Here is a 26,931-nt window from a genome sequence, read left to right as displayed (position 1 = left end):
CAGTTGTTGCTTCGGGGAGGGGGTGTGCCGTGGTGGCGGTGCTGCAGCTGGAGTTGGCCGCCGAACACGGCGGAGGAAGAGCGGAAGCCGTGGGGGACTTCGCGGAGTTCGTGCGCATGTCGATGCCCGGACTTCTGCGCTACGGGCACGCCCTGACCGGCAACTCGCACGACGCGGCCGACCTCGTGCAGTCCGTGCTGGAGAAGGTCGGTTCGCGCTGGGTGTCCGTGCAGCGAAAGGGCGACGACCCGCTCGCGTACATCCGCAGGGCCATGGCCAACACGCACATCAGCATCTGGCGTCGCCGGCGCCGCGAGAGCCTCGTGGCCGACTTCCCCGACCGCGGTGCCGTTGCGCCCGAGCTGAGCAGGCTCGAAAACGAACCGCTCTGGCAAGCACTGCGCGACCTGCCGCCGCGGCAGCGCGCGGTGATCGTGCTGCGCTACTACGAGAACCTGTCCGAAGCCGAGATCGCGAACGCGCTCGGCATCTCGTGCGGCACCGTGAAGAGCCAGAGCAGCAAGGCGATGGCGAGTCTCCGGACCCGCCTGGGAAAGGACTGACCGGTGGACGACGACCTCGACGACGAGCTGCGCAGGCTCTTCAGCGACGATCGGCTGGACGTCCACGTGGCCCCGGACGCGGCCGACGCGGTGGTTCGCGGCGCCCATCGCAGGCGACGCCGCCGTTCCGCCATGACCGCCACCTTCGCCCTGGTCGCGCTCGTCGGCGCCGGAATCGGGCTGACCCAGCTGCGCTCCCCGTCGGACGACCCGGTGGGCGACCTGCTGCCGACGTCCATGCCGACGTCCTCCTCCGCCCCGCCCTCGTCGTCGATCAGCAGCGGCGCTCAGACCACGACCGTGACCGCCCCACCGACGGCGCCGAACGCCACCGGCAGCAACCCCGGCGCGGGCGGCACCACCGGCAAAAGCACGCCGAAGCCGACCACGACCACTCCGCCGCCCGCGTTGCCGTCCGAGTCCAGCAAGGTCGGCAAGCTCGTGCTCGGGATGAGCGAGGCCAACGCGCTGGCGACCGGGTCGCTGGTCGAACCGGGCACGTCGGCCGGCTCGTGCACGACCTACGCCACGACGTTGGTGCCGGACAGCGACGCCGCGGTCATCTCGCCGGCGAACGGCATCGTCCGGCTCACGCTGCCCGGCTACGCCAAGACGCAGCGGGGCATCAGCGCGGGCTCTTCCGTGGCCGACGTGAAGACCGCCTATCCGTCGGCGACGCAGAGCGGCTCGACCCTGCTCGTGCAGATGGCGGGTACGCCGAAATGGACCTATGTCTTCGAAACCGACGGTGCCGCGGTGACCGTCGTGCGAATGCGCCTGAACGCCAACGACTGCCCCGTCTGATCGATTGATCTTGCTGAGGTCCCGCCGCTCTTGGGGGTGCGGCGGGACCTCGGCGTCCTTTCGGGTGACATCGGGGCCCGTGACTTCTTCGTGATGAACCCGGTCGCAACCTCGCAGCTCAGAGGGCGTCTTACGGGTGTCTGAAACGGCCTGGGGGAATTTAGTGGGTCGTTTCTTTCTTCCTTTTGTTTACTCATTATTTGGGGGATCATTCAAATGAAGAACTCGGTCAAGCTCGCCTTCTTTGCGGCTGTCGCCGTCGCCGGAATTGCCGCGTGCACCTCCGCGCCCGCGCCGGTGCAGAACGCCGCACCGCAGACGTCCTCGTCGAACCCGCAGACGTCCTCCTCGACCCCGCAGGCCGTGACCGAGCCGCCGAAGGCGAACGTCGCGGTCAAGGTCGACAACCGGATCGGCTACGGCCCCGTCAAGATCGGCATGACGCTCGACGAGGCCCGTGCGGCCGGCCTGACCGATCTGACCTGGCAGAGCGACGGCGACCACATGTGCGTTGCGGACGACGAGCTCGCGATCTCGAAGAGATACGGCATCGTCCGCATCACGCTGCCCGCAGACGCCAAGACGTCCACCGGCATCGGGATCGGCTCGACCTTCGCCGACGTGAAGAAGGCCTACCCGAACGCATCCGCGTACCGCAGCGGCTGGTCGGCGCGGGTCACCGACACCGTCGGCTACTCGTTCCTCGGCGAACCGGACAGCGACGCGAACAAGGTCGTGCGCGTGAAGCTCATCTCGCGCGATGCCGACTGCTCGATGGCCTACCTCTGACCCGGTCGAAAAATCTTGAGCAGTCGTGTCGAGAAGCCCGCGCCGGCTCCGTCCCCGTGGTGAAAGCGGCCAAGATGGGTCGCAACGCACAGAGGGAGACACCGGAGATGGCCAAGTACCTGCTGCTCAAGCACTACCGCGGCGCCCCGGCCTCGGTCAACGACGTGCCGATGGACCAGTGGACGCAGGACGAGATCACCGCGCACATCCAGTACATGCGCGACTTCGCGGACAAGCTCAGCGCCACCGGGGAGTACGTCAGCGAACAGGCACTCGCTCCGGAAGGTGCCTGGGTCCGGTACGACGGTGAGGGCAAGCCGCCGGTCACCGACGGGCCGTTCGCCGAGACGAAGGACCTCATCGCCGGGTGGATGATCATCGACGTCGACAGCTACGAGCGCGCGGTCGAGCTGGCCGGGGAGCTGTCGGCGGCGCCGGGCAAGGACGGCAAGCCGATCCACGAGTGGCTCGAGGTCCGGCCGTTCTACGGCAACGCGCCGACGATCACGGAGTGACCGTGGATGAGGCGCTGATCAGGAGCCTCACCCCGAGCGTGCTGGGGATCCTCGTCCGCCGCGGAGCCGACTTCGCGGCGGCCGAGGACGCCGTGCAGGACGCGCTCGTCGAGGCGATCCGGGTGTGGCCGGACGATCCGCCGCGCGATCCGAAGGGCTGGCTCGTCACCGCGGCGTGGCGCAAGTTCATCGACGCGACCCGAGCGGAGACGGCCAGGCGGCGCCGGGAGGAGCACGTCGAGCCGGAAGCCGGTCCGGTGCCGGACACCGACGACACGCTCCAGCTCTACTTCCTGTGCGCGCACCCGTCGTTGACGCCGTCGTCGGCCGTGGCGCTCACGCTCAGGGCTGTCGGCGGCCTGACCACCCGCCAGATCGCCCAGGCCTACCTCGTGCCGGAAGCGACCATGGCCCAGCGCATCAGCCGCGCCAAGAAGACGGTCGGCGACGTCCGGTTCGACCAGCCCGGCGACGTCGCCACCGTGCTGCGCGTGCTCTACCTGGTCTTCAACGAGGGCTACTCCGGCGACGTCGACCTCGCCGCCGAGGCCATCCGGCTCACCCGCCAGCTCGCCGGCGCGATCGACCACCCCGAGGTCGCCGGCCTGCTCGCGCTCATGCTCCTGCACCACGCCCGGCGGGCGAGTCGAACCGCACCGGACGGCAGCCTCATCGCGCTCGCCGACCAGGACCGCGCGAAGTGGGACACCGAGCTGATCGCAGAGGGCGTCGAGATCCTGCAGGCAGCGCTCGCGCAGGACCGGCTCGGCGAGTTCCAGGCGCAGGCGGCGATCGCGGCCCTGCACGCCGACGCTCCCAGGGCCGAGGAAACCGACTGGGTGCAGATCGTCGAGTGGTACGACGAGCTCGCCAAGCTCACGGACAGTCCGATCGTGCGGCTCAACCGCGCGGTGGCCGTCGCGGAGGCGGACGGGCCGAGGGCCGGGCTGAAAGCACTCGGTGAACTCGACGACTCATTGCCCCGCTACACGGCGGTGGCCGCATACCTGCACGAGCGCGACGGCGACGAGCAAACAGCCGCGCGGCTCTACGTCGAGGCGGCCGGAAAAGCGTCGAACCTCGCCGAACGGGAATACCTCACGCGGCAGGCGGCCCGGCTCAACCGGCAGTGTCGCTGAAAAGATGGGCCCGCCTCACCGGTGAAGGTGAGGCGGGCCGCACAATTCAGGCACTCAAGCGTGCGAGGAAAAACTCAGAGCGCGCCACCGGCGGCAGTGGGAGCGCCGGAGTCGGCAGCGTCGCCCACGGATTCGCGGGTGAGGAACGTCTCCACGTAGAACATGTTGCCGTCCGCGCGGTCCATGATCGTGAGCAGCGTCTTCATCGAGGAGACCTCCTCGACCTGCTCCTTGAGGAACCACTGCAGGAACTGCTCACCGATGTAGTCGCCCTCCTCGCGGGCGGCCCTGGCGAGCGCCACGATCTGGTCGGTGACCTGCTGCTCCTGGCGCAGGGCGAGGTCGACGAGGTCGCGCGGCGTCTTGAACTCGTTGAGCGGGGCCGCGGTGCCGGGAATGGCCACCGGGATGTCGTTGTCCATGAGGAACTGGACGATCATCATCGCGTGGTTGCGCTCTTCGAGAGCCTGCTTGTAGAAGTGCGACGCGAGGCGCGGGAGATCCTCGTTGTCGAACCACACGGCGAGCGCGATGTACTGCTGCGAAGCGGAGAACTCGTTGCCGACCTGAGTCTGCAGCAGTTCGTGGAACTTAGACTTCTTCGGGGCAATCTTCTTCACGTTCGAGGCCATGCGGAGTACGTTAGCTCAAATCGGTGACACCCGCATTCCAGGAAAAGCTAACCTTTGTTTGGAAAGGTGAACCAAACAAAGGTTAGGCATTCCTAATGATCTAAACGAGGGGTGCTCGGTCAATCGGGCACGACATGCACCGGGGACCGCCGCGGCCAGAGCCGAGCTCCGACCCCGCGATCCGCAGCACCTCGATGCCGGCCGCCTCCAGCCGCTCGTTCGTCTCGACGTTGCGCTCGTACGCCACGACCAGACCGGGGCCGACCGCCAGCGTGTTGTTGCCGTCGTCCCACTGCTCGCGCTCGGCGGTCACGGGGTCGAGGCCCGTGTCGATCACCCGCAGCCGCTCGATGCCCATCGCCTCGGCCGCCGCCTCCAGGAACGGCACGGGCCCGTCCACGCGGACACCGCCGTCGCCGTCCAAGCGCAACGGGTACGCGGACAGGTTGTCGCTGATCGCCGGGTACATCACCACGGCGTCGCGGTCGACCATCGTGCAGACGGTGTCGAGGTGCATGGTGGCGCGTTCCTGCGCGATCGGCACCGCCAGCACCGTGTGCGCGAGACCGTCCGCGAGCGCGGAGCGGGCGAACGACTCCGCGCCCGCCGGGGTCGTGCGCTCGCCGACGCCGATCGCGATCACGCCCGGCGCCAGCAGCAGCACGTCGCCGCCCTCCAGCGGGGCCGAGTGGGCGCCGTACGCGCGTCCGGTGCGGCGGAACCGCGGGTGGTAGGCGTAGATCAGGTCCGTGAGCGTCGTCTCGCGGTCGCGGGCGGGCAGTGCGAGCGACGTGATGGCCACGCGGTCGCCGACCCAGACCGACGAGTCGCGGGTGAAGAGCAGGTTCGGCAGCGGGTCGACGGCGAAGTCGACCGGCAGGTGCATCTTGCGCACCAGTGACGCGCCCTCGGCGGCCGGCATCTCCTCGAACGTCATGCCGGTCATCAGCACCTGGGCGAGCTGCGACGCGTTGAGCGACGTGAGGTGGCTGCGCAGCGCGTCCGCCAGGTCGATGCCGAGGCGGCGTTCGTTGACCGCGCTGTGGATGCCCGCGATGCGCGCGCGGTTGTCCTCCAGCGCCTGCACCAGCACGTCGGCGAGCAACAGGACCTCGACGCCCTTGGACGTCAGCGTCGCGGCGAACGCGTCGTGCTCCTCCTGGGCCCTGCCGACCCACGGCACGCCGTCGAACAGCAGCTGGTCGTTGTTGCGCGGGGTGAGCCTCTTGAGTTCGTTGCCCGGCCGGTGCAGCAACACCGTGCGCAACGGGCCGACCTCGCTGTCCACCCGGGGCGCGGCGTCCGGAAGTGCTTCGGTCTCAGCGATCGTGTGCGCAGTCACCGGACGAGCGTAACCCCGAACAGCACAAATCGCCGCTGCTGAGCCCAAACTAGCAACGAATCGTGCGGAATATTGGATTCTACGGTCGAATCATTAGGGCAACCAGCTCACTTTGCCGCGCAACATTGTGTAACCGACGAACGCGACGACGTCGAGGATCGTGTGAGCGATCACCAGTGGCCACAACCGCTTCGTGCGCTGCCAGTAGAAGCCGAAGACCAGACCCATGACCAGGTTGCCCACGAAGCCGCCGAAGCCCTGGTAGAGGTGGTACGACCCGCGCAGCACGGCGGCCGCGAACAGCGCGGTGTACTGCCGCCAGCCCAGTTGGTTGAGTCGGGTGATCAGGTACCCGACGACGAGCACCTCCTCCGCCCACGCGTTGCCGGCGGCGGCGAGGATCAGCGCCACGCTCATCCACCACTGGTTGTCCAAAGTGGACGGCTGCACGGCGAGGTTCAGGCCGAGCGCCCACGCGGCGAAGTAGAACGCCAGGCCGGGGATGCCGATGATCGCGGCAAGGCCCAGGGCGCCCACCGCGTCCGCTCGCTTGCGCGTTCCGTCGAGCCCGATGACCTTGAGCTTGATCCCGGTGCGCCACAACAGGTACAGGCCGATGCCGCCCCACGCGGCGAGCTGCAGCACGCCGAGCAGCTGCGCCACGAGGTCCAGCAGATCGGCCTTCGCCTGCGGGACGTTGATCGCGACGGACTGCTGGTTGAGCGGGGTCGGCTGGAGCAGGCTGTCGATCAGCCGCACGAGGCTGCGCAGGCCGGAGAGCCCCAGCGTCATGCTGAAGACGATCAGCAACTCGAGCTGGTAGCCGCGCTTCTCGTCAGCCTGGATCTCCGGGGCAGTCAAGGTCACCCGCGCGAGGTTAGTGCCGCGACCCGGAACGTGGGCGGTGAATTCGCGGTCAGCAGGGCGCCTCGCGGCACCGCCTCCGCGCCCCCATACATCCAGTATGAGGACGCGGGGGCGGCACCACGATGCACCCGTCTGACCGCGAATTCGCTCGGCAACGTTCCGGGCCGCGGCACTACCTCTGCGAGAGGAACGGGCAGCCCATCAACCGGCGCAGCTCGGCGGCGAGCTCCTGGGGCGTGCTGACCGGCTTCGAGAACGCGATCCGCACGTCGTGGTCCTCGCACTCGGCCTCGACCCGCAACCGCAGCCCGAACCGGTCGAGCCCGAGCGGCCGCACGTGACCGCTCTGCAGCTCCTCCGGCAAGTGCCGCGCGAGCTGGCCGACGACATCCCGGTGCGCCAGCTCCAGGTGCCGCAGCCAGTGGTCCTCGTTGCCGCAGAACGGGTCCGGCGTCGCGCTGGAGAACTGCTCCGGCCGGATCGACGACGTGCCCTCGGCGTCCGCGATCACCATCGACGCCGGTGTGAGCCGCAGCACGGACGCACCGTGGCCCGCGTCCAGCAGCCGGTGGTCCGGTCGCACGTCGGCGACCGCGAGGATCTCGTCGCGCGCCTCCTGGCCGTCCAGCGCGGTGACCCAGCCGGTGAGCCACAGCAGGCCGCGCACCGGTTCGCGCAACGGCACCGGCGCCTGGTCGGCGATCTCCAGCATCGCCGTCACCTCTGCCCGCGGGGCCTGCCACAGCTGCCCCACCAGCGGGTGCTCGTCGGCGAGCAGCAAGATCGTGGTGCCGCACGGGTGCACGTGGTGGAACAACGGGCTGGTGCGGGATCCGGCCTGAGGAAGCAGGGCGGCGTGACCACCGCGAGCCGCGATCGTGCGAGCGCGCTCGGCGGCGTGCGGCGCCGGTGGGCGCTTGGTCTGGGTGTCGGTCACCGCTGCACCTCCTCGAAGGTTAGGCAAGCCTAACTTAGCTCCACTCATTCTGGGAAGGATCACCTGTACGGTGGACAGGTGGTCGTGCCCAACAAGCCTTCCACCGAGGTGACGGCGTTGGACGATCGGTGGACCCGGCACTGCGTCAACCGATCGAGTCGTCGTGCCCTCATGTGGACCGTCCTCGCCGCGTCGGCGTTCGTTCTCCAGTTCGTCCTGGTACTTGTGTGGTCGTGGTCCTCACCGGTGGCGCTGATGCTGCTCTTCTTCGCCGCAGTTGTGCTGTGGGTGGTGACGCGTCGCCGTCCGGTGCGTTTACCGGAAGGTGAACCGTGGCATTTCGCCCATGTGAAGTGGGAAGGAGGGCGTCTGGTCGTGCTGTCTTCGCCGCCGCTTTTGCTGACCGTGCGCGTCGGTCCTCTCCTCCGCGGACGCATTGCGCGCCATCGTCGCGCGTGGTTCGTCCCGCCGGACTCGGCCGGCAACACCGTCGTCACGTTTCGCGGGGTGCCGCAGCTGATTCCTGCGCGCGTGACCAGATGACGATCATCGAGACCTGGAGCGACACCTGCCTGGCGCGGGCGGATCGGCGCGCGGTCGGGCACATCTTCTTCGCGCTGGCCGTGCTCGGCGTCGTGCTGATGATCGGCTGGCTGTGGCTCACCGTGCTGTCCGTGCCCGTCGTGCTGGAACTGGCCGCGCCGGGGTTGCGGCACTTCGTCCAGCGCCGCGGTACCCAGCAGCTGATGGAGAGGTTCCCGTTCCGCCCGGTGTCGGTGAAGTTCGTGCCCGGCAGGCGGATCGGGCGACAGGCGTACCTGACGGTCGACGGCTCCGAGAACAACCTGCGGCTGCCCGAACTGCCGGAGCGGGCCCGCGTGCTGGTGCGGCACACCGGCAAGATGTGGATCGCCGGTCCGGACGAGCGCGGGCGTGTCGTGGCGATGACGCGAGGTCTGGCGTTCCTCACCCGCGGACGGGTCGTGGACCGCTAACGGCCCGTTGCGATGCCTTCGGACTCCGCCCATTGAGTGAGGTCGTCCTTGCGCAGTGCGGCCGCCAGCAGTTCGGGGAACTTGTCCGGCGTGCAGGCGAACGCGGGTGCGCCCAGGGCGTGCAGCTTGGCCGCCAGCTCGTGGTCGTAGGCCGGGGTGCCGGAGTCGCTGAGCGCCAACAGGTTCACGACCGTGACGCCGCTCGCGACCAGTTCCCGGACTCTTCTTCGCAGTTCGGTCTCCGAGCCGCCCTCGTACAGGTCGCTGATGATCACGATGACCGTGTCGGTGGGCCGGCGGACCTGGGTCTGCGCGTAGGCGACCGCGCGGTTGATGTCCGTGCCGCCGCCGAGCTGGGCGCTGAACAGCAGGTCGACCGGGTCGCTGAGCTGATCGGTCAGGTCCGCGACCTCGGTGTCGAACACGACGAGCCTGGTGGAGATCGAGCGGATGCCGGCCAGCGCCGAACCGAGGACTGCCGCGTGCACCAACGAGTCCGCCATCGAACCCGACTGGTCGACGAGCAGGATGACGTCCCGCATCGCTGCCGCGCGGCTGCGCCTGCGGTGGCCGATCAGGTCCTCGACGATCACGGTTTTGTGCTGCGGCTGGTAGTTCTTGAGGTTCGCCTTGATCGTCGTCGCCCAGTCGACGTCCGGCAGCTGCGGCCGGTGGGTGCGCTTCGAGCGGTCCACGGCGCCGCGGACGGCCTCGACGAGTCGATCGGTGAGCCGCTTCTCGATGTCCTCGACCACCTTGCGCACCACGGCTTTCGCGGTGTCGCGGGTGCGGGCGGGGATGGCGCGGGAGAGCTGCAGCAGGGTGCTGACGAGGTTGACGTCCGGCTCGACCGACTCCAGCAGTTCGGGTTCGAGCAGCAGCTGCTTGAGGCCGAGCTTCTCGACCGCGTCCCGTTGCATGACCTGGACGACGGACGTGGGGAAGTACTTGCGGACGTCGCCGAGCCACCGGTGCAGCTGCGGCGAGCTGGCGCCCAGACCGGCGCCTCGATCGCCACCGCCGCCGTAGAGGCCCGTCAGCGCGCCATCACGTCGTTGGTCGTCGTCGCCGAGCTCCGCCACGTCTTCCGCACTGGGACCGAGGAGCAACCGCCAGCGTCGCAGTCGTTCTGCAGGGATTTCTGGACTCACTTGAGGGCCGCTGCCACTTCTTCGGCCGCACGCACGACGTGTGGGCCGACGATGTCCGCGTCGAGCTTCTCCAGTGCCACCACGCCAACAGATGCGCGGAGGCCGGGGACGCCGCGGACCGGTGCCGCGACGCCGTACGCGTTGGGCTGCAGCTCGCCCGTCGAGACGACCCAGTTGTCCACGGGCTGCGAGATGGCCTTGCCGGCCGCCCCGCGGTGCACCGGGTGCCGCGAGCCCACCCGGTACGCCACGTGGAAAGCGGTCCACGACGGTTCGACGACGGCGACGGCCTGGGCCTCGCTGCCGTCCGCGACGGTGAGGTGCGCGGTGGCACCGACCTTCTCCGCGAGTTCCCGCAGCGCCGGGTTGGCCGCCATCCGGAGCTGGGGGAGGACGTTGGAGGCGAGCCGCAGCACGCCCAGGCCGAGGCGGACCTTCGAGCCCTCGCGGCGCACCAGGCCGCGCGCCTGCAGCGGCACGAGGAGCCGGTAGACCGCGGCCCTGGACGCGCCGATGGCCGTGGCGAGCTCCGAGATCGACGGTGCCTCGGACTCCGCCTCAGCGACCGCCTGGAGCAGCGCCAGACCCCGTTCCAGGGTCAGCGAGCTCTCTTTCGTCGCTCCGACCATCACGCACTCCGAACTGTCCCCACCACCTCGGCTAGACCCACCACCGAGCCGCCTTCACCGGGAGCCGTCGCGGTCAGCCTGACCGTGTCGCCGTCCTCCAGGAAGGACCTCGTGGAGCCGTCGTCGAGCTTGAACGGTTCCTTGCCGCCCCAGCTGAGTTCGAGGAACGAGCCGCGCTCGTCCTTCTCCGGTCCCGAGACCGTGCCGGAGGCGAACAGATCACCTGGGCGCACGGTAGCCCCGTTCACGGTCATGTGCGCCAGCTGTTGCACAAATGACCACGACATCTCCCGGAACGGAGGCCTCGCGACGATGGTGTCGTTCAGCTCCACGGTGATCGTTATGTCCAGGCCCCAGGGCTGATCCGTCGTCAAGTAGTCGTGCAACTTGTTCGGCAGCGGCGGGGTCGGGACGCGTGCAACTGAGAACGCTTCGAGTGGTGTGATCCACGCGCCGATCGACGTGGCGAACGACTTGGCGAGGAACGGGCCGAGCGGCTGGTACTCCCACGCCTGGATGTCGCGCGCGGACCAGTCGTTGACGAGCGCGACGCCGAAGACGTGCTCGGCCGCCCTGCTCGTGGACACGTTGGCCGCCGGCGGGCCGCCGCAGACGAACCCGACCTCCGCCTCGATGTCGAGGCGCTCGGACGGGCCGAACTTCGGGCCCTCGCTGCCGCGCTTCTGGCCGTTCGGGCGGACGATCTCCGTGCCGGAGACGTACACCGTGCCCGCGCGGCCGTGGTAGCCGATCGGGAGGTGCGTCCAGTTCGGGGTGAGCGCGTCGCCGTCGGGGCGGAACATCCGGCCGACGTTCTCCGCGTGGTGCCTGCTCGAGTAGAAGTCCACGTAGTCGCCGACGGTGAACGGCAGCTTCGCGGACTCGATGCTCGTCAGCTCGGCACCCTTGGGCGCGGAGGTCGCCGTGACGATCTCCTTGAGCTTGGCGCGCAGGACGCTCCAGACCGGGCGACCGGCTGCGAGCAGCGGGTCGAGCGAGTCTCCCTGGACGTACTCGCTGCACTTGCCGAGCGCGAGGCTCTTGAGCAGCAGCGCCTGGTCGCCGACGCGGACGGCCACGCCCCCGTCGACGACGCCGTAGGGGAGGGTCTGCGGTCCGAACGGCTGGTCTTCGGTGAAGTTCGGGTCGCTGATCCAGCTCACAGCAGTCCAAGCTCCTCGAGGTCGGCGACTGGTTCGGCGAGCGAGCACGAGCCGTAGCTCGCGAAGACGCCGCGGACGGCGTGGGCGGCCTGGTCGCTGAGCGCCTTGGCCTCCGCGGTGAGAGCCTCGGCGTCGGTGCTGGCCAGCGCCTCGCGGACGTCGCGGCCGCTGAGGCTGCGCGCGGTGGCCACGAGGAGGTTCAGGAAGCCGTGGTGGGTGAAGTTCTGTTCGTCGGTGTAGCGGACGGCCCGGTGCAGGCCGGCGGTCGCCTTGAACGCGACCCCGCCACCGCTGACGACGGACAGGAAGTCCGCGACCTCGTCGACGCTGGGGAAGTTCTCCGTGCTGAGACCACCGCAGCGGAGCTTGGGCCAGCTGCCGTGCTCGATCACCCTGCGGACGCCGTCGAGCCACTCGGGCCCGCCGCGGCGGGGTTCCACGACGCGGATGACGTCCTCCGGCACGAACTCGGAGACGCGCTCGAGCCACACCTCGTCCACATCGGACGGTGCGGGCATCTCGACCATGCGCAGCGCCAGGAGCTCGCTTCTGCTCTCGACGATGGACACGGCCTTCGGCACACCGCCGAGGCCGGTGTCGATCACGAGGCTCAGCGCGATCGGCTTCGGCGGCTTGACCTTGATCAGCTCGGTGATCAACTCGGCGAGACGGGACGCCGGGCACAGGAAAAGTCCCATGACACCGGACCACTCGCCGACTCGTCCGTCGAGGTGACCGCGCACCGCATCGGGCATCGACGCGTTCCCCGGAGGGAACAGCGCGGCATCGTCCACAAGCCTCGCGAGCAGGGGCGGAGTACCGCGCGGACCGGGCGCACGGAGTTCGACAGCGCTTGACACGGCTGACACGCTAGCTGGGTATCGGTAAGTGAACAAAGATGTCCGATAATCGAACGCTCTCGGAGACGTCATGGCCTACTACCGCCAAGTCGGGGAGATCCCCCGAAAGCGCCACACCCAGTTCCGCAAACCGGACGGTGGGCTCTACGCGGAAGAGCTGATGGGGGTCGAGGGGTTCTCGGCCGACTCGGCCCTGCTCTACCACCGGTACCTGCCGACCGCGATCGTGAACGCGGAGACGCTGAAGGACGAGCGCGGGACCGTTTCCCCGAACCTGCCGCTGAAGCCCCGGCACTTCAAGACCGGGGACTTGACCTGGGCTTCTGACGAGGTTGATGCCGTCACGGGTCGGCGGAAGCTGTTCGGGAACCCCGACGTGACCATCGGGTTTGTCGTCGCTTCGGTGCCTTCTCCCTTGTACCGCAACGCTTTCGGTGACGAGCTGCTGTACGTGCAGGGCGGCTCGGGTGTCATCGAGACGATCTACGGTGCGCTTTCCGTCGGTGACGGCGACTACGTCGTGATCCCGACGTCGTGCACGTACCGGGTGGTGCCTTCGTCGCCGATGTCGTTGCTCGTGCTGGAGGCGACGGGGCACATCGGGCCGCCCAAGCGGTATCTGTCCAAGGCCGGCCAGTTCCTGGAGCACTCGCCGTACTGCGAGCGGGACATCCGCGGGCCGGAGGAGCCGTTGCTCGTCGAGGGCACGGACGTCGACGTGATCGTGCGGCACCGCGCGGGGCTGACTCGCTTCACGTACGCCAACCACCCGTTCGACGTCGTCGGCTGGGACGGGCACCTGTACCCGTGGGTGTTCAACATCCGCGACTTCGAGCCGATCACCGGCCGCGTGCACCAGCCGCCGCCCGTGCACCAGACGTTCGAGGGCCCGAACTTCGTGGTGTGCTCGTTCTGCCCGCGCAAGGTCGACTACCACCCGCTCGCCGTCCCGGTGCCGTACAACCACGCCAACGTCGACTCGGACGAGCTGATGTTCTACGTGGGCGGCAACTACGAGGCGCGCAAGGGTTCGGGCATCGGCATCGGCTCGATGTCGCTGCACCCGTCCGGCTGCACGCACGGCCCGCAGCCCGGCGCCGTAGAGGCGTCGCTGGGCGTCGACTACTTCGACGAGACCGCGGTCATGGTGGACACCTTCCGGCCGTTGGAGCTGGGCGAGGCCGCGGAGGCCTGTGAGGACCCGGCCTACGCGTGGACGTGGGCCCGCCGCGGTCCGGCCTGATTTTCTGTCGGGGGTCCTCGCTACCGTTGGTTCCCGTGAGGACACGAGCCGTTCCGATGCGCTGGCAGGGCCTGGGCAAGGCCCTGCCGGTGCTGTGGGGCCTCTACTCGGGCTCCGGCTCGGTGCCGTACCGGGTCTGCGTCGACCTGGCAGCGGGCTCCGCGAAGTGCACGTGCCCGTCCCGCAAGTTCCCCTGCAAGCACGCGGTCTCCTTGCAGGAGCTCGACATCCCGGACGCCCTGCCGCCGGACTGGGTCGAGGAGTGGACCCAACGCCGAGCCGCCCGCGAGCTCGACTCCTCACCGGAAGCCGTGGCGCGGCGCTTGCGGGCGCGGGAGAAGACGGCCGACCGCAGAGCCGCGGCGATGTCCGCGGGCATCGAGGGCCTGCGCGACTGGCTGCTGGACGTGGCCTCCGCCGGCGTGGCCTCACTGCCGGGTCGTCCCGCGTCCTGGTGGCAGGCGTTCATCGCCCGCATGATCGACGCCCAGGTCCCCGGCGTGGCCGCGGCGGTGGCCGAGATCCAGGAGATCGTCGCTCGCTCCGGCCCGCGCTGGACGTCCGACGTGGCCGACCGCCTGGGCGGCCTGCACCTGCTGTGCTTCGTGCAACCGCGCTCCCGCCTCGGCGTGACCATCCCGGAGGAAACCGTTCGCGCCACGCCAGGCGTGTCAGACCGCTGGGTGGCCCTGCTGCGCCTGGAAACCGACGACGGCCGAGTCCGCACCGTCCGCCAGTGGTGCTGGGGCCGCCAAACGAACCGCTGGGTGGTGGCCATCCGCCACTCGGCCGTGGGCGCCCCCGTCCCGCTACTACCGCACGGCCAGGAATCCGCGGCCCTGGTCCACCCCTATCCGGGTTCCGACCGGGTGGCCCTGGGCGAACTGACGGACTCCCGCACCCCCGATCCGGTTCCGGCCCCTGACTCGTGGCGGTCTGCGCTGGCGGCGCTGGAACCGATGCTGATGGCCGACCCGTGGCAACGCCTGTTCCCGCTCGGCTGCGCCTCGGTCCGCCTGTGCGGCACGTCGTTGGCTGATGCCTCGGGCCACGGCCTCCCAGTCCGCGACGACGGCGGGCTGGACATGGCGCTGGCGTTGACCGGTGGTGCGCCCTTCGACGCCTGGGGTCTTTGGGACGGCCACGCGCTTCGTCTGGGCGCCATCGCAGTCGACGGCAGCCTGGAGGTGGTCGCGTGACCACGACGCCGCCACGGCCCGCTCAGCGCCCCGAGTGGTCCAAGACCGTTCAGGACCTCCTGATCGGCACCACCCGCGGCGGCGGCGACCCCACCGCCCTGCTGTCCGACTGCGCAGCCCTGGGCGTGGCCGCGTTCGGCGCCACCCTCCCGCAACCGGCCACTGCGGAACCGCTCGCAGCAGCCCCACCAGAACCGGCGAACCTCCCGCGCCCAGCCGCCCGCGCTGTCCTGCAGGCGATCATGAGCGTCGACGACGAGGTCCTCCTCACCGAGTGGTGCGCCCTCGCCAAGGCCAACAACGTGGTGGCCGAACACCGCGTGCTCCCGGCCCTGCTGGCGCTGGGCACCGCGCGCCCAGGCCTGCGAGCGGCGGTCGTCGAGGTCCTCGGCACCCGAGGCCGCTGGCTCGCCACCACCCGCCAAGGCTGGTCCTGGGCGTCGGGCACCTCCCCGCTCACGGACGAGGTCCCCCTTGACGAGATTCTCGACCTGCCCAGTGCGCAACGGGTCCGCGCCCTGCGCCGCAAGCGCAAGTCCGACCCGGAAGCCACCACAGCCTTCATCGCCGCGGAGTTCGAGACTTCCCGCCGTTCGGCCGACCGCCAGGTCCTGGTCAGCGCCCTCGAAACGGCACTGAGCCAGGCCGACGAAGCCCTCCTCGAAACCGCCCTCGACGACAAGGCCTCAGCCGTCCACGACGAGGCCCTCCGCCTGCTCCGCAAGCTCCCGTCCTCGGCACTGGCCGCCCGAGCCGCCGCCCGCCTCGACCGAGGCCTCACCGACGGCCTCGACGTCCAGACCGACGAGCTCTGGACCACCCAGCCCGACACCGTCGAGCAACGCGACCTCATGCGCGACGGCTCGGAAAAGGGTGTGGCAGGCCGCATCCGTGCCGCGGCGGCCAGCGTTCCGCCGAGGTACTGGACCGCGAGACTGCAGACCGACGACAGAGGTGCCGCCAAGATCCTCCGGAAGGGTCCGTGGGCCGGCGCACTCCTCAGGGGTGTCGCCGACCAGCTGGCCGCCGCCACCGACCCGCGCCCGTGGGCAGTGGCCGCCGCCGAAACGCTCACCGGCATGGAACAGCTCGAGATGCTGGCGGCGCTGCCCGCGAGCGTTGCGGAGCAGGCGGTCGTGGCGGTGTCGGCGAACTGGCACTACGACCTTCTCGACCACGCCTGTGCGCAGTTGCCGGCCCCGTGGTCGCCGGAGACCACGCGCGCGCTGCTGCACCGCTACGCCGCACTGCCGGACCCGCGCTGGCGTTCGGGTCGCCCGCCGGCCGTGCTGCTGGCGCGTGGCGACGCCGACCTGCTCGGGGCCAACTGGGAAGGTCTGACTCGCCGTTGGCCCGAGAACTCGCTGGAGCTGGAAGTCCTCCGCCTCCGCATCCGCCTGCGCGAGTCGTTCGCCCCACCGGCCGACGACCGAGGGTGAACCTGCACACTTGAACGAAACGCATCCAGGAGGCCCAGTGACCGCCGTGCTCAGGCCGACGGCCGAACAGCAGTACGCCGCCGAGCTGGCAGCCATCGCGGCACAGGACGACCGCCAGCGGCCGCCCAACTGGAACATGTCACCGCAGGCCGTCGTCACCTACGTGCTCGGCGGCACGCTTCCCGACGGCACGGTGATCACGCCGAAGTACGTCGGCGCGCGCAGGCTGGTCGAGGTCGCGGTCGGCACGCTCGTAACCGACCGCGCGCTGCTGCTCGTGGGCGTTCCTGGCACGGCGAAGTCGTGGCTGTCCGAGCACCTCGCCGCGGCCGTCAGCGGTGACTCGACGCTCGTCGTCCAAGGGACTGCGGGCACGAGCGAGGACCAGGTCCGCTACGGCTGGAACTACGCCCGGCTGATCGCCGAAGGCCCGAGCGAGAAGGCACTCGTGCCCAGTCCGGTCCTCAAGGCCATGCAGAGCGGCGCGGTCGTCCGGGTCGAAGAGCTGACCCGCATGCCGTCCGAGGTCCAGGACTCGTTCATCACCATCCTGAGCGAGAAGTCGCTGCCGGTCCCCGAGCTCAACACCCAGGTCCAGGCCGTCCCCGGCTTCACGGTCATCGCCACGGCCAACGACCGCGACCGCGGCGTCAACCAGATGTCGTCGGCGCTCGCGCGGCGCTTCAACACCGTCGTGCTGCCGCCGCCCGCCACCGAGGACGCCGAGGTCGAGATCGTCGTGACCCGCGCCCAGCAGCTCGGCAAGGCGCTCCAGCTGCCGGCCGAACCGCCGGCGCTCGACGAGGTGCGCCGGGTCGTGCGGATCTTCCGGGAGCTGCGCAACGGTTCCACTGTGGACGGTCGCACGCAGCTGAAGAAACCCAGCGGCAGTCTGTCCACGGCGGAGGCCATCTCGGTCATCGCCAGCGGCATGGCGCTCGCCGGCCACTTCGGTGACGGCACGCTCGGCGCGGACGAGCTGGCGTCCGGGCTCATCGGGTCGATCATCAAGGACCGGGTCTCGGACGCGACGGTGTGGCAGGAGTATCTGGAGACCGTGCTGAAGGAGCGCGCCGAGTGGCGTGACCTCTACCGGGCGTGCCTGGACGTCAGCGGTGACTGACCCGGTCCTGCTCGGCATCCGCCACCACGGTCCCGGCTCGGCCAGGATGGTCAAGCGGGCGCTCGAGCAGGTCCAGCCGGCACTGATCCTGATCGAGGGCCCGCCGGAAGCCGACGCGCTCCTCGACCACGTCCACGCCCTCACCCCACCGGTCGCGATCCTGCTGCACGACGAGGCTGAGCCGGAGAACGCCGCGTTCTGGCCGTTCGCCGAGTTCTCCCCGGAGTGGCAAGCGCTGCGCTACGCCGATGAGAACGACGCGAAAGCACGGTTCTTCGACCTCCCGGCAGCGAGCTCGATCGGCGACGACGGCCCGAGCGGCAACGTCGACCCGATCGGCCTGCTCGCCGAGGCCGCGGGCTTCGACGACCCGGAACGCTGGTGGGAAGACGTCGTCGAACACAGCGCCGCAGATCCGATCGACCTCGCGAACGCCATCACCGAGGCCATGGTCGCCATCCGGCAGGAGTTCGAAGACGAAGTAGGCGAACGAACGCTGCGCAGAGAAGCGTTCATGCGCCAGACGATTCGCAAGGCGCGCAAGGAGACCGACGGCCCGATCGCCGTGGTGTGCGGCGCGTGGCACGTGCCGGCACTCCTCGCGAAACCAACGGTCGCCGCCGACACCGCGCTGCTGAAAGGTTTGCGCAGAAGAAAGATCTCCGGCACCTGGGTCCCGTGGAGCCACGGCCAGCTGGCGGCGGAGTCGGGCTACGGCGCCGGCGTCGACTCGCCGGGCTGGTACTCCCACCTCTGGCACCACCAGGAGGACGTGGTCCCGCGCTGGTTCGCCAAAGCCGCGGCCGTCCTCAGGGAAGAAGACCTGCCGGCCTCCACCGCGAGCGCCGTGGAAGCCGTTCGCCTGGCCGAAACCCTTGCCGCGCTGAGGGAACGCCCAAGCGCGGGCCTGAGCGAGGTCAACGAGGCAGCGCTGGCCGTCCTCTGCGGCGGCGACGAGGTCCCGCTCCAGCTGGTGCACCGCAAACTGGTCGTCGGCGAACGGCTCGGCGAGGTGGGCGAAGCCGTCCCGCGCTCCCCGCTGGCCGCAGACCTTCAGCGCCTGCAACGAAAACTGCGCCTCCCCGCAGACGTCCAGCCCAAGCAGCTCAAGCTGGACCTCCGCAAGGACACCGACCGCGAACGCTCGAAACTGCTGCAGCGACTGGAAGTCCTCGGCGTCCCGTGGGGCAGGCCGGACCGCTCCAACTCCCTCGGCACGTTCGCCGAGGTCTGGCAACTGCGCTGGGACCCGATCTTCGCCGTGTCCGTGGCGGTGGCCGCCCGGCACGGCACCACCGTCCACACGGCAGCCGAGAACGTCCTCACTCAGGCCGCCCGAGAAGCGACCCGCGTGGCCACCGCCGCGACCACGCTGAGCAAGGCAGTCGGCTGCGAGCTCCAGAAAGCGGTCATCGAGTCCCGCAACGCCCTCGACCGGTGCGCCGCCATGGCCACCGATGCGCTGGAACTCCTCGCCGCACTGCCGGACCTCGCCAGAACGGTCCGCTACGGCTCGGTCCGCGGCACCGACCCCGAGCTCCTGCGCGTGGCCCTGCACGGCCTGCTCACGCGAGGCGCGGTGGGGCTGCCGCTCGCGTGCCGCAACGTCGACGACGAGACCGCGGAGAACGCGCTCCAAACCATCGACGGCGCCCACGAAGCCACCCGGCTGGCCGCCGACGACGACCACCAGCAGACCTGGTGGCGAGCCCTGCACGCGCTCGTCAAGGCGGAGGCGCACGGCCTCCCGACGGGCAGGGCCACCCGCCTGCTCTGGGAAGCGGGCGAGCTGACCAGCGACGACGTGGCCGCCCGCCTGCACCGAAGTGTCGCCACGTCGTTCGTGGCGGGCTTCCTGCGGGGATCGGCGACCCTGCTGGCCGCCGACCCCAGACTGTTCGGCCTCATCGACGAGTGGCTGACGGGCCTGCGCGGCGAGGCGTTCGACGACGCCCTGCCGCTGCTCCGCCGTGCCATCACCGACTTCACGCCCGCCGAGCGGCGCCTGCTCGGCGAACGCGTCGTCGCGGGCGAGACCCCTCAGCCCGCCTCCGACGACGAGTGGGATTCCGAGATCGCGGAACGGCTCGCCGCCCACGTCCGCGGGCTCATGGCCGGAGTTTCACGATCGTCCGATCCGCCGATCCCAGAGGCGTGACCGCACCGGAAGAAGACCGCCTCACCGCGCCAGACGAAGGCCGGCTCGAGGAGTCGCAGGAACTCATCGACGAGGCCAAGAAGATCGCCCACGACCTGCGCGAACAGGTCCCGGACACCGAGGCGGACCCTCCGGACGAGGGCTCCCCGGCGAACTAGTCGCGACTAGAGCGACCAGGGCGGCGTGACCTTTGTGCCGTCGGCCAGCGTCCCGACGATGCCCACGGACGTCGCCACCAGAACCCGAGCGGGCCCACCGGTCAGCGACAGTTCGGTGTTCGGCGGCACCACGATGGCGTCACCGACCTTCGCCGTCTGTCCCTGGATCGTCACCGACCCGGACAGCACGTAGAACACCTCTTCCTTCGAAGCGGTGTGCGGCTTCCCGTCGCCGCCTTCGGGCACGTCAACGGTCCACAGCGCGATCTCGGTGCTCCCGCGCGACGGCACGGCGAACGGCCGGAACTCGAACCCGCCGAACTCGAACGGCTCGACGGAATCCCCCGTAACCAGCAAGACAACCTCCAAAGTAGTCAACTCAGTTGTCTAACCATAGAATATGGTCAACCTGGTTGTCTAGTGGGAGGTGCAAGTGGAACCGGTGCCGATGTTGCTCGCCATGACGTACCGCGCCATGGGCGACCAGTTCCACGACCGGCTCGCGCAGATCGGCCTGGAACCGCTGCGGCCCGCGCACGGCTACGTCTTCCGCTTCCTCAAAGCGAAGCGCGCCACGACCGTCGACATCGGACAGCACCTCGGCGTCACCAAGCAGGCGGCGGCGAAGATCGTCAACGAGCTCGACGAGTGGGGCTACGTGCTCAGGGAGCCGCACCCCGCGGACAAGCGGGCGCAGTACGTCACGCTGACCACGAAGGGCCGCGACTACCTGAAGTTCGCCGACAACCTGTGGTCTGACCTGGAGCAGGAGATGGCGGACGCGATCGGGCAGCAGACCCTCGACACCATCAGGACCGGCCTCGCCGCGTACCTGCAGCACGTGCACGGCGAGGACCAGCCGGGTCTGCGTCCGGTCTGGTGACCGTCAGACCACCTGCCACAACGCCACCAGGCAGAACCCGGCGAAGATCACGCCGGCCACCCGCTGGATCCAGTGCGTCGGCAACCGCCCGGCCAGCTTCCGTCCCACCAGCACGGCCAGTGCCGCGACGGCGACCAGCGCGAGCCAGGCCCCGAGGCCGACCATCAGCGGCGCCCCGTACCGAGCCGTGATGCCGGCGGTGGCGAGCTGGGAGGCGTCGCCCCACTCGGCCGCGAACAGCACGCCGAACGAGGTCAACGCCGCACGCCAGAACGGCACGTCAGCGCGCGCTCCGGCTTCGTCAGCGGAGTCGTCGTCGCGGGAGAACCCTTCGTGCAAGAGCAAGAACGCGCCCACGCCGAAGAGCAGGCCGACCACGAGAGACACCACGCGGTCCGGCAGCAACGTCAGTGCCGACCCGAACGCGGCCGCCACCACGCTCTGCACGGCAAAGGCCAGCACGACACCCGTGAACACCGGCCAGGCGCGGTAGCGCGTGGTCAGCACCAGGGTCGCGACCATGGTCTTGTCCGGGAGCTCGACGAGGAACACCACCGCGAACGCGGTGATGAACGCGAGCAATGAGGTGGCCAAGAGGTCCTCCACGTCCGAAATCGAGCCCGGACGGAGGCGCAACAGACCCCGACCGGGCATGCTGCAGCCCGGCCGGAGGTCTCGTTCGCCCGTACAAGACGGGTGTGGGACCGGATCCGCTCGAAGGCGGATCAGTATGTCGATCACCACGCCACCGGCTGCGAGCTCCGGTGGGAACTACTCCCCTCTGGCGAATCCATCGTAACCGACGCATGTCACCCGAAAGGCGTGACTTCGCGCACGGGACCTTGGTCCCGATCCGGGACGGGACCGTCGTACCTGAAAGGGGCCATGATCCACACCTAGGCTCGACAGCGTGGACGTACTCGAACTCGCGCGGTGGCAGTTCGGCATCACCACCGTCTATCACTTCCTGATGGTGCCGCTGACGATCGGCCTGTCGCTGCTCGTCGCGGCGATGCAGACCGCGTGGGTGCGCACGGGCAACGAGCGCTACTACAAGATGACGAAGTTCTGGGGGAAGCTCCTCCTGATCAACTTCGCCATGGGCGTCGTGACGGGCATCGTGCAGGAGTTCCAGTTCGGCATGGCCTGGAGCGCCTACTCGCGGTTCGTCGGTGACGTGTTCGGCGCGCCGCTCGCGATGGAGGGGATCGTCGCCTTCTTCGTCGAGTCGACGTTCCTCGGCCTGTGGATCTTCGGCTGGGACAAGCTGCCGAAGAAGATCCACCTCGCCTGCGCCTGGGCGTTCAGCCTCGCCACGATGGCCAGCGCGTACTTCATCCTCGCCGCCAACTCGTGGATGCAGCACCCGGTCGGCATCGTGATGCAGGACGGCCGGCCGCGCCTCAACTCGATCTGGGCCGTGCTGACCAACAACACGGTGCTCGCCGCCTTCCCGCACACCATCGCGGGCGCGTTCGCGGTGGCCGGCGCGTTCCTCGTGGGCATCGCCGCGTGGCACCTCCACCGGAAGTCGGAAGAAGAACGCGTCTGGCGCAGCTCGCTCAAGCTCGGCACCTGGGTCGGCGTGGTCGCGTTCAGCGCGCTCGCGATCACCGGTGACTGGCAGGGCAAGCTGATGTTCGAGCAGCAGCCGATGAAGATGGCCGCCGCGGAAGCGTTGTGCCACACCGAACAGCCCGCGAGCTTCAGCATCTTCGCGGTCGGTGACGTCGCCAGGCCCGACTGCGAGAACGTCAAGAGCATCACCGTGCCCGCGCTGCTGAGCTTCTTGGCGCACAACGACTTCAGCAGCGAGGTCAAGGGCATCCAGGACCTGGTGCCGATGTACCAGGAGAAGTACGGCGAGTTCTACCCGGTCGACCCCAGGCTCGGTGAGCTGAGCGGCAAGCCGATCGACTACGTGCCGGCGCTTCCGGTGACGTACTGGGGCTTCCGGTTGATGATCGGGTTCGGCGGGATCTCGGCCGGACTGGGCGTCTTCATGCTGTGGCTGACGCGGAAGAACCGGACGCCCACCGGCTGGTGGTTCCCGGCTCTCGGCCTCGCCGGCATCGCGACTCCCTTCCTGGCCAACAGCTTCGGCTGGATCTTCACCGAGATGGGACGGCAGCCGTTCGTGGTCGTGCCCAACCCGACCGGTGTGGACGGTGTCTGGATGTTCACCGCGCAGGCGGTCAGCGGGGTGACCCCCGGCGAGATCCTGACCTCGCTCATCGCGCTCACCATGGTCTACAGCGTGCTGGCGGTCGTGGAGTTCTACCTGATCCGCAAGTACGTCAGAGGCGGGATCCCCGGCGTACTGCCCCAGAAGACAGACGACGGCGCCCTGGCGTTCGCGTACTAGGGGAGAGGCGACGTGGAAACGCTCTGGTTCGTGCTGATCGCCGTGCTGTGGCTCGGCTACCTGTTCCTCGAAGGTTTCGACTTCGGTGTCGGCATGCTGCTGCCCGTCCTCGGACGCAGCAACGCCGAACGCCGGGTCATGATCAACACCATCGGGCCGGTCTGGGACGGCAACGAGGTGTGGCTCATCGTCGCGATCGGTGCCACGTTCGCGGCCTTCCCCGGCTGGTACGCGGCGCTGCTCAGCGCCGCGTACCTGCCGCTAACCCTGTTCCTCATCGCGTTGATCGGGCGCGGGGTCGCGTTCGACTACCGCGGCAAGGTCGAGTCGGCGCGCTGGCGCAAGGCCTGGGACACCGTGATCATCGTCGGCTCGTGGACCGCCACGCTGTGCGTCGGTCTGCTGATCTCGACGACGGTGCTGGGCCTGCCGATCGACGCGAACGGCGACCGCGTGGGTTCGGTGTTCGCGGCGTTCCGGCTGGAGACAGTCGTCGGCGCGCTTGCGTTCGCCGGCTACGCGCTGGTGCACGGCGCGGTCTTCACCGCGTTGAAGACCGAGGGCGAGATCCGCGACCGGGCCCGCCACATGGCGCTCGTGCTGGCACCCGTGGCACTCCTCCCGCTGGTCGCGTTGCTGGCGATCGTCGCGGGGCTCTGGGCGGCTGTGGTCGTGCTGGTGCTCGGTCTGGCGATGTGGCGGTTGGCCGCGAACCGCGACGGCCAGTCGTTCGCCTTGATGGGACTGGCGATCGCGGCCAGCGTCGCGATCCTGTTCGGCACGCTCTATCCGAACGTGCTGCCGTCGACGCTCAACGACGCGTGGTCGCTCACGATCGCCAACACCGCGTCGAGCCCGTACACGCTGCAGGTGATCACGTGGGTCGCCGGGTTCGGCACGCCCGCGGTGCTCGTCTACCAGGGCTGGACCTACTGGGTGTTCCGCAAGCGCATCGGCGTTCAGCACATCCCGGCAGCGCACTGATGAAGCGCGGCCCGCTGGGGGCACTGCCCCAGCTCTCGAAGAACGCCAGGCGCGCCCTCGTCGGGGTGGGCGCGCTGGCGTTCCTCAACGCCCTCGCGCTCGTCGCCCAGGCCGTCGCGCTGGCGTCGGTGATCACCACCCGCGAGGGACTGCCGCTGCTCGCCGTGGCGATCGTGGCGCGCGCAGGTCTTTCGTGGGCAACGGAAAGCGCTGCCGCCCGTGCCGCCGCCGGCGCGAAGGAGGAGCTGCGCACCCAGCTGCTGGCCAAGTCGTTCGAACGCGGTCCCGGCTGGATCGCCGACCGCGGCACGGCCGAGCTGTCGGTGCTCGCGACCAAGGGCCTCGACGCGCTCGACGCCTACTTCACCCGCTACCTGCCCGCGCTGGTCACCGCTGTGATCGTGCCCCCGCTGGTCGGCGCGTGGATCCTCTTCACGGACTGGCCGTCGGCGGTCCTGATCGCGGTCACCGTGCCGCTGATCCCCGTCTTCGCCGCGCTGATCGGCTGGTACACCGAGAAGCGCGTCAAGAAGGCCGCGGACGTCACCGAACTCCTCTCGGCCCAGCTCCTCGAACTCCTGCGCGCTCTTCCGGTCCTGACGGTGTTCGGCCGCGCCAAGCAGCAGGCCACCGCGGTCCGCCAGATCGGCGAGCAGCACCGCAAGGCCACGATGGGCACGCTCAAGATCGCCTTCTTGAGTGCATTGGTCCTGGAGATCGCGGCCAGTCTTTCCGTCGCGTTGATCGCGGTGGGCATCGGCATCCGGCTCGTCCACGGCGACATGACCCTGATGACCGCACTGGTCGTGCTGATCCTCGCGCCGGAGTGCTATCTGCCGCTCCGTGCTGCCGGAGCCGCCCACCACGCCAGCGAGGACGGCCTCGAAGCGGTGCGCCGCGTCGCCGAGGTCGTCGACCACGAGGACAAGAGCAGGCCGCGCGTCCCCGGTGGCGCTGTCCACGTCGACAACCTCCGCGTCCTGCGCCGAGGTGGGTTTGCGCCTGACGGGGTCAGCTTCGACGTCCGGCCAGGAGAGATTCATCGACTCGAAGGCGCGAGCGGCGCGGGCAAGTCGACGACGTTCCAGGTGCTCCTGGGCTTCCTGGAGCCGACGGACGGTACCGCGTTCGTGGCCGGCGACATCGCTTACGTGCCGCAGAAGCCCGCGTTCGCCGCTGCCACGCCACGCGCTGAGCTGGAGCTCACGGTTCCGGGCGCGGACGACATCGAGCAGGTCGCGAACGAGGTCGTGGCGGCACATCTGCTCGACCGGCAGATCACCGATCTTTCGACCGGTGAACGCCAACGTGTCGCAGTCGCGCGCGCCCTGCTGAGGGTTCGTCACGGCGCCACGGTGCTGTTGCTCGACGAGCCGACCGCCCACCTCGACCCGGTGACAAGTCGCAAAGTCGACAAAGCGATCAAGAGAGCAAGCGCTACGGCGGCCGTCGTCCTCGCCTCGCACCGTGACAAGGAGACGACCGAGGACGAGACGTTCGCCAGGGTCGTCACCGAGGAGGCGCTGCAGGAACGCCCGAAGCGCCTGCCGATCCCGTGGAAGGGCGCGGGACTGGGCGTGCTGGCGACCCTCGCCGGCATCGCGCTGACCGCACTCGCCGCGCACCTGATCGCCCGTGCCGCCGAGATGCCGCCGATTCTGACGCTGTCGGTGCTGGTCGTGGGCGTGCGGACGTTCGCCCTGAGCAAGGGCGTGCTCCGGTACGTCGAACGCCTGGTCACGCACCACGAGGCGTTCAAGCTCGCCACGAACCTGCGTGCCGAGCTGTGGCTGCGACTCGTCCGGACCCAGCGCCGCGACGGCCTGCAGCGGCTCGTCGAGGACACCGACACCGTCCGCGACCTGGTGCCGCGCGTGCTCGTGCCACCGGTCGTGGCCATCGGTGCCGGCACCGCGACCACGATCCTGTTCGCGTTCATCGACCCGGTCGCCGCGCTGACGCTGGGCGGTCTGCTCCTCGCGGCAGGTCTCGCCGCGCCGGCCGTTGCGGTGTGGACCGAGCGCCGGGCCAGCACGAAGCTCGCCAGGGGCCGCCGCAAGGTCGCCCGCGACACGATCAACGCACTCGTCGCCGCACCGGACCTCATCGCGCACGACGCCCACCACCGCCTGCTGGCTCGCCTCCACGCCGAAGACGTCGAACTTGCCGGGCAGACCCGCAAGCAAGCGTTTGGCACGGGCGCGGCCACGGCGATCGTCCTGCTCGCGACCGGTGCGGCGGCCCTCGTCTGCGCCACCACCGGCAACCCGGTGCTGGGTCTCGTTCCGCTCGCCCTGGCCGAACCGCTGGCCGCGCTGCCGCTCGCCGCTCAGCAGCGGAAGGCACTCCAGGAGGCCGGCGCCCGGCTCCAGTTCGACGCGCCGGAACGCCCGGAGGCCCCGAGGGGCAAGCGGATCCGGCTGGAGCACGTCGACGTCCGGTGGCCAGGCGCGACCGAGCCGACGCTCAAGGACCTCCACCTCAACGTCGAGCCCGGCACGCACGTGGCGATCGTCGGGCCGTCGGGCAGCGGCAAGTCGACGCTGTTCGCGCTGCTCCTGGGCTTCCTGCCGCCGGAACGCGGCATCGTGGAGCTGCCCCGCGCCACCTGGTGCCCGCAGGAGCCGATGTTGGTCAGCACGACCGTCCGGGAGAACCTGCGGATGTCGGGCCAGCACAACGACGACGCGTTGCAGGACGCGTTGCGAAAGGCGTGCCTGCCGGAGTGGGCCGACCGGCTCGACACCGTGATCCGGCCGGACCAGGTGTCGGGCGGCGAGGCGCAACGGCTCGCGCTGGCCAGGGCGTTGCTGCACGACGCCGACGTGGTGCTGCTCGACGAGCCGACGGCCCACCTGGACGAACCGACCGCGCGGAAGCTCCTCGACCAGCTCAGGCAGGACGGCAGGACGATCTTGCACATCACCCACCGCCCGGACGAGGCCGCGAGAGCGGACCTCGTGCTGGACCTCGGCACGCCCGCATACCGTTGA

The 26,931-nt window shown here is 69.6% G+C and carries 27 protein-coding genes; 17 read left to right on the top strand and 10 right to left on the bottom strand.

From position 1 onward, the window contains the following. The first annotated feature begins 116 nt into the window (after positions 1 to 116). The 5 genes from DI276_RS45670 to DI276_RS45650 all read left to right on the top strand — a co-directional run bounded on the left by DI276_RS45670 (position 117) and on the right by DI276_RS45650 (position 3,810). Positions 117 to 563: a SigE family RNA polymerase sigma factor gene (locus DI276_RS45670; RefSeq protein WP_232837391.1), complete on the top strand. Its 447-nt coding sequence runs from the start codon at positions 117 to 119 to the stop codon at positions 561 to 563. A 3-nt stretch (positions 564 to 566) separates the two neighbouring features. Beyond that, complete coding sequence (locus DI276_RS45665) at positions 567 to 1,367, top strand: hypothetical protein (protein ID WP_112275984.1); 801 nt, start codon at positions 567 to 569, stop codon at positions 1,365 to 1,367. 216 nt (positions 1,368 to 1,583) lie between these two features. Then, complete coding sequence (locus DI276_RS45660; protein ID WP_157985362.1) at positions 1,584 to 2,156, top strand: hypothetical protein; 573 nt, start codon at positions 1,584 to 1,586, stop codon at positions 2,154 to 2,156. Between the two features lie 107 nt (positions 2,157 to 2,263). Beyond that, a complete protein-coding gene (locus DI276_RS45655) occupies positions 2,264 to 2,671 on the top strand; it encodes a YciI family protein (RefSeq protein WP_112276323.1) in 408 nt (135 codons plus the stop codon). Positions 2,672 to 2,673: 2 nt separating this feature from the next. After that, on the top strand, positions 2,674 to 3,810 hold the full coding sequence (locus tag DI276_RS45650) for an RNA polymerase sigma factor (protein WP_112276321.1): 1,137 nt from the start codon (positions 2,674 to 2,676) through the stop codon (positions 3,808 to 3,810). A gap of 74 nt (positions 3,811 to 3,884) precedes the next feature. Here DI276_RS45650 and DI276_RS45645 read toward each other — a convergent pair whose 3' ends face one another. The 4 genes from DI276_RS45645 to DI276_RS45630 all read right to left on the bottom strand — a co-directional run bounded on the left by DI276_RS45645 (position 3,885) and on the right by DI276_RS45630 (position 7,588). Further along, on the bottom strand, positions 3,885 to 4,442 hold the full coding sequence (locus DI276_RS45645; RefSeq protein ID WP_112275980.1) for a ferritin: 558 nt from the start codon (positions 4,440 to 4,442) through the stop codon (positions 3,885 to 3,887). A 100-nt stretch (positions 4,443 to 4,542) separates the two neighbouring features. Then, complete coding sequence (locus DI276_RS45640; RefSeq protein WP_112276319.1) at positions 4,543 to 5,730, bottom strand: arginine deiminase; 1,188 nt, start codon at positions 5,728 to 5,730, stop codon at positions 4,543 to 4,545. A 147-nt stretch (positions 5,731 to 5,877) separates the two neighbouring features. Next, on the bottom strand, positions 5,878 to 6,576 hold the full coding sequence (locus DI276_RS45635) for a CPBP family intramembrane glutamic endopeptidase (protein WP_112276317.1): 699 nt from the start codon (positions 6,574 to 6,576) through the stop codon (positions 5,878 to 5,880). A 247-nt stretch (positions 6,577 to 6,823) separates the two neighbouring features. After that, a complete protein-coding gene (locus tag DI276_RS45630) occupies positions 6,824 to 7,588 on the bottom strand; it encodes a DUF2470 domain-containing protein (protein WP_232837369.1) in 765 nt (254 codons plus the stop codon). Positions 7,589 to 7,666: 78 nt separating this feature from the next. On the opposite strand from DI276_RS45630, the gene DI276_RS45625 reads away from it, so the two are divergent. Then, complete coding sequence (locus DI276_RS45625; protein ID WP_232837368.1) at positions 7,667 to 8,131, top strand: hypothetical protein; 465 nt, start codon at positions 7,667 to 7,669, stop codon at positions 8,129 to 8,131. Then, on the top strand, positions 8,128 to 8,583 hold the full coding sequence (locus DI276_RS45620; protein ID WP_112275975.1) for a hypothetical protein: 456 nt from the start codon (positions 8,128 to 8,130) through the stop codon (positions 8,581 to 8,583). Before DI276_RS45625 ends, DI276_RS45620 begins: the two co-directional genes overlap by 4 nt. Here DI276_RS45620 and DI276_RS45615 read toward each other — a convergent pair. The 4 genes from DI276_RS45615 to DI276_RS45600 form a co-directional block, all read right to left on the bottom strand. Then, positions 8,580 to 9,665: a VWA domain-containing protein gene (locus DI276_RS45615; RefSeq protein ID WP_232837367.1), complete on the bottom strand. Its 1,086-nt coding sequence runs from the start codon at positions 9,663 to 9,665 to the stop codon at positions 8,580 to 8,582. The genes DI276_RS45620 and DI276_RS45615 overlap by 4 nt on opposite strands. Positions 9,666 to 9,730: 65 nt before the next feature. Beyond that, complete coding sequence (locus tag DI276_RS45610) at positions 9,731 to 10,363, bottom strand: IclR family transcriptional regulator (protein WP_112275973.1); 633 nt, start codon at positions 10,361 to 10,363, stop codon at positions 9,731 to 9,733. Continuing rightward, entirely contained in the window at positions 10,363 to 11,526 is a 1,164-nt protein-coding gene (locus DI276_RS45605; protein ID WP_112275971.1) for a fumarylacetoacetate hydrolase family protein, read from the bottom strand. The genes DI276_RS45610 and DI276_RS45605 overlap by 1 nt, the downstream gene beginning before the upstream one ends. Then, complete coding sequence (locus DI276_RS45600) at positions 11,523 to 12,386, bottom strand: hypothetical protein (RefSeq protein ID WP_112275969.1); 864 nt, start codon at positions 12,384 to 12,386, stop codon at positions 11,523 to 11,525. The genes DI276_RS45605 and DI276_RS45600 overlap by 4 nt, the downstream gene beginning before the upstream one ends. Before the next feature lie 70 nt (positions 12,387 to 12,456). Here DI276_RS45600 and DI276_RS45595 point away from each other — a divergent pair, with 70 nt between their 5' ends. The 6 genes from DI276_RS45595 to DI276_RS50600 are packed head-to-tail and all read left to right on the top strand — an operon-like array spanning position 12,457 to position 19,706. Further along, positions 12,457 to 13,629 carry a homogentisate 1,2-dioxygenase gene (locus tag DI276_RS45595; RefSeq protein ID WP_112275967.1) on the top strand — a complete coding sequence of 391 codons (1,173 nt, stop codon included), beginning with the start codon at positions 12,457 to 12,459 and terminating at the stop codon, positions 13,627 to 13,629. A gap of 35 nt (positions 13,630 to 13,664) precedes the next feature. Beyond that, on the top strand, positions 13,665 to 14,828 hold the full coding sequence (locus DI276_RS45590) for an SWIM zinc finger family protein (protein WP_157985361.1): 1,164 nt from the start codon (positions 13,665 to 13,667) through the stop codon (positions 14,826 to 14,828). Then, positions 14,825 to 16,267: a DUF5691 domain-containing protein gene (locus DI276_RS45585; RefSeq protein WP_112275962.1), complete on the top strand. Its 1,443-nt coding sequence runs from the start codon at positions 14,825 to 14,827 to the stop codon at positions 16,265 to 16,267. Before DI276_RS45590 ends, DI276_RS45585 begins: the two co-directional genes overlap by 4 nt. A gap of 37 nt (positions 16,268 to 16,304) precedes the next feature. After that, entirely contained in the window at positions 16,305 to 17,390 is a 1,086-nt protein-coding gene (locus tag DI276_RS45580) for an ATP-binding protein (RefSeq protein WP_198681311.1), read from the top strand. Continuing rightward, complete coding sequence (locus tag DI276_RS45575) at positions 17,383 to 19,548, top strand: DUF5682 family protein (RefSeq protein WP_198681310.1); 2,166 nt, start codon at positions 17,383 to 17,385, stop codon at positions 19,546 to 19,548. The genes DI276_RS45580 and DI276_RS45575 overlap by 8 nt, the downstream gene beginning before the upstream one ends. Continuing rightward, the gene (locus DI276_RS50600; RefSeq protein ID WP_157985360.1) at positions 19,545 to 19,706 is read left to right on the top strand and encodes a hypothetical protein; all 162 of its coding nucleotides are present in this window, start codon (positions 19,545 to 19,547) and stop codon (positions 19,704 to 19,706) included. The genes DI276_RS45575 and DI276_RS50600 overlap by 4 nt, the downstream gene beginning before the upstream one ends. Positions 19,707 to 19,712: 6 nt before the next feature. On the opposite strand, the gene DI276_RS45570 is transcribed toward DI276_RS50600, so the two are convergent. Then, on the bottom strand, positions 19,713 to 20,063 hold the full coding sequence (locus tag DI276_RS45570) for a cupin domain-containing protein (protein WP_112276311.1): 351 nt from the start codon (positions 20,061 to 20,063) through the stop codon (positions 19,713 to 19,715). A 76-nt stretch (positions 20,064 to 20,139) separates the two neighbouring features. Between DI276_RS45570 and DI276_RS45565 the strand changes: the two genes are divergently transcribed. Next, positions 20,140 to 20,589 (top strand): MarR family winged helix-turn-helix transcriptional regulator, encoded by a 450-nt coding sequence (locus DI276_RS45565; protein WP_232837366.1) that lies wholly within the window; start codon positions 20,140 to 20,142, stop codon positions 20,587 to 20,589. 3 nt (positions 20,590 to 20,592) lie between these two features. Here DI276_RS45565 and DI276_RS45560 read toward each other — a convergent pair whose 3' ends face one another. Continuing rightward, positions 20,593 to 21,195, bottom strand: a complete 603-nt coding sequence (locus DI276_RS45560; RefSeq protein ID WP_232837365.1) for a TMEM165/GDT1 family protein — start codon at positions 21,193 to 21,195, stop codon at positions 20,593 to 20,595. A 304-nt stretch (positions 21,196 to 21,499) separates the two neighbouring features. Between DI276_RS45560 and DI276_RS45555 the strand changes: the two genes are divergently transcribed. From DI276_RS45555 to cydD, 3 genes are read left to right on the top strand one after another with little or no spacing between them, the layout of a single operon-like run. Further along, positions 21,500 to 22,954, top strand: a complete 1,455-nt coding sequence (locus tag DI276_RS45555) for a cytochrome ubiquinol oxidase subunit I (RefSeq protein WP_112275959.1) — start codon at positions 21,500 to 21,502, stop codon at positions 22,952 to 22,954. Between the two features lie 12 nt (positions 22,955 to 22,966). Then, positions 22,967 to 23,938, top strand: a complete 972-nt coding sequence (gene cydB / locus DI276_RS45550; protein ID WP_112275957.1) for a cytochrome d ubiquinol oxidase subunit II — start codon at positions 22,967 to 22,969, stop codon at positions 23,936 to 23,938. Beyond that, complete coding sequence (gene cydD / locus DI276_RS45545) at positions 23,938 to 26,931, top strand: thiol reductant ABC exporter subunit CydD (RefSeq protein ID WP_112275955.1); 2,994 nt, start codon at positions 23,938 to 23,940, stop codon at positions 26,929 to 26,931. Before cydB ends, cydD begins: the two co-directional genes overlap by 1 nt.

It is taken from the genome of Lentzea terrae (assembly GCF_003265345.1).
Classification (GTDB): domain Bacteria; phylum Actinomycetota; class Actinomycetes; order Mycobacteriales; family Pseudonocardiaceae; genus Lentzea; species Lentzea terrae.
This window is presented reverse-complemented; position numbering and strand designations above follow the sequence as displayed.

Bases quoted from the DNA above. Each gene is read 5' to 3' on its own strand.
- cydD (WP_112275955.1), top strand. From the start codon at position 23,938: ATGAAGCGCGGCCCGCTGGGGGCACTGCCCCAGCTCTCGAAGAACGCC.
- DI276_RS45655 (WP_112276323.1), top strand. From the start codon at position 2,264: ATGGCCAAGTACCTGCTGCTCAAGCACTACCGCGGCGCCCCGGCCTCG.
- DI276_RS45635 (WP_112276317.1), bottom strand. From the start codon at position 6,576: ATGACGCTGGGGCTCTCCGGCCTGCGCAGCCTCGTGCGGCTGATCGAC.
- DI276_RS45595 (WP_112275967.1), top strand. From the start codon at position 12,457: ATGGCCTACTACCGCCAAGTCGGGGAGATCCCCCGAAAGCGCCACACC.
- DI276_RS45610 (WP_112275973.1), bottom strand. From the start codon at position 10,363: ATGGTCGGAGCGACGAAAGAGAGCTCGCTGACCCTGGAACGGGGTCTG.
- DI276_RS45620 (WP_112275975.1), top strand. From the start codon at position 8,128: ATGACGATCATCGAGACCTGGAGCGACACCTGCCTGGCGCGGGCGGAT.
- DI276_RS45660 (WP_157985362.1), top strand. From the start codon at position 1,584: ATGAAGAACTCGGTCAAGCTCGCCTTCTTTGCGGCTGTCGCCGTCGCC.
- DI276_RS45645 (WP_112275980.1), bottom strand. From the start codon at position 4,442: ATGGCCTCGAACGTGAAGAAGATTGCCCCGAAGAAGTCTAAGTTCCAC.
- DI276_RS45670 (WP_232837391.1), top strand. From the start codon at position 117: ATGTCGATGCCCGGACTTCTGCGCTACGGGCACGCCCTGACCGGCAAC.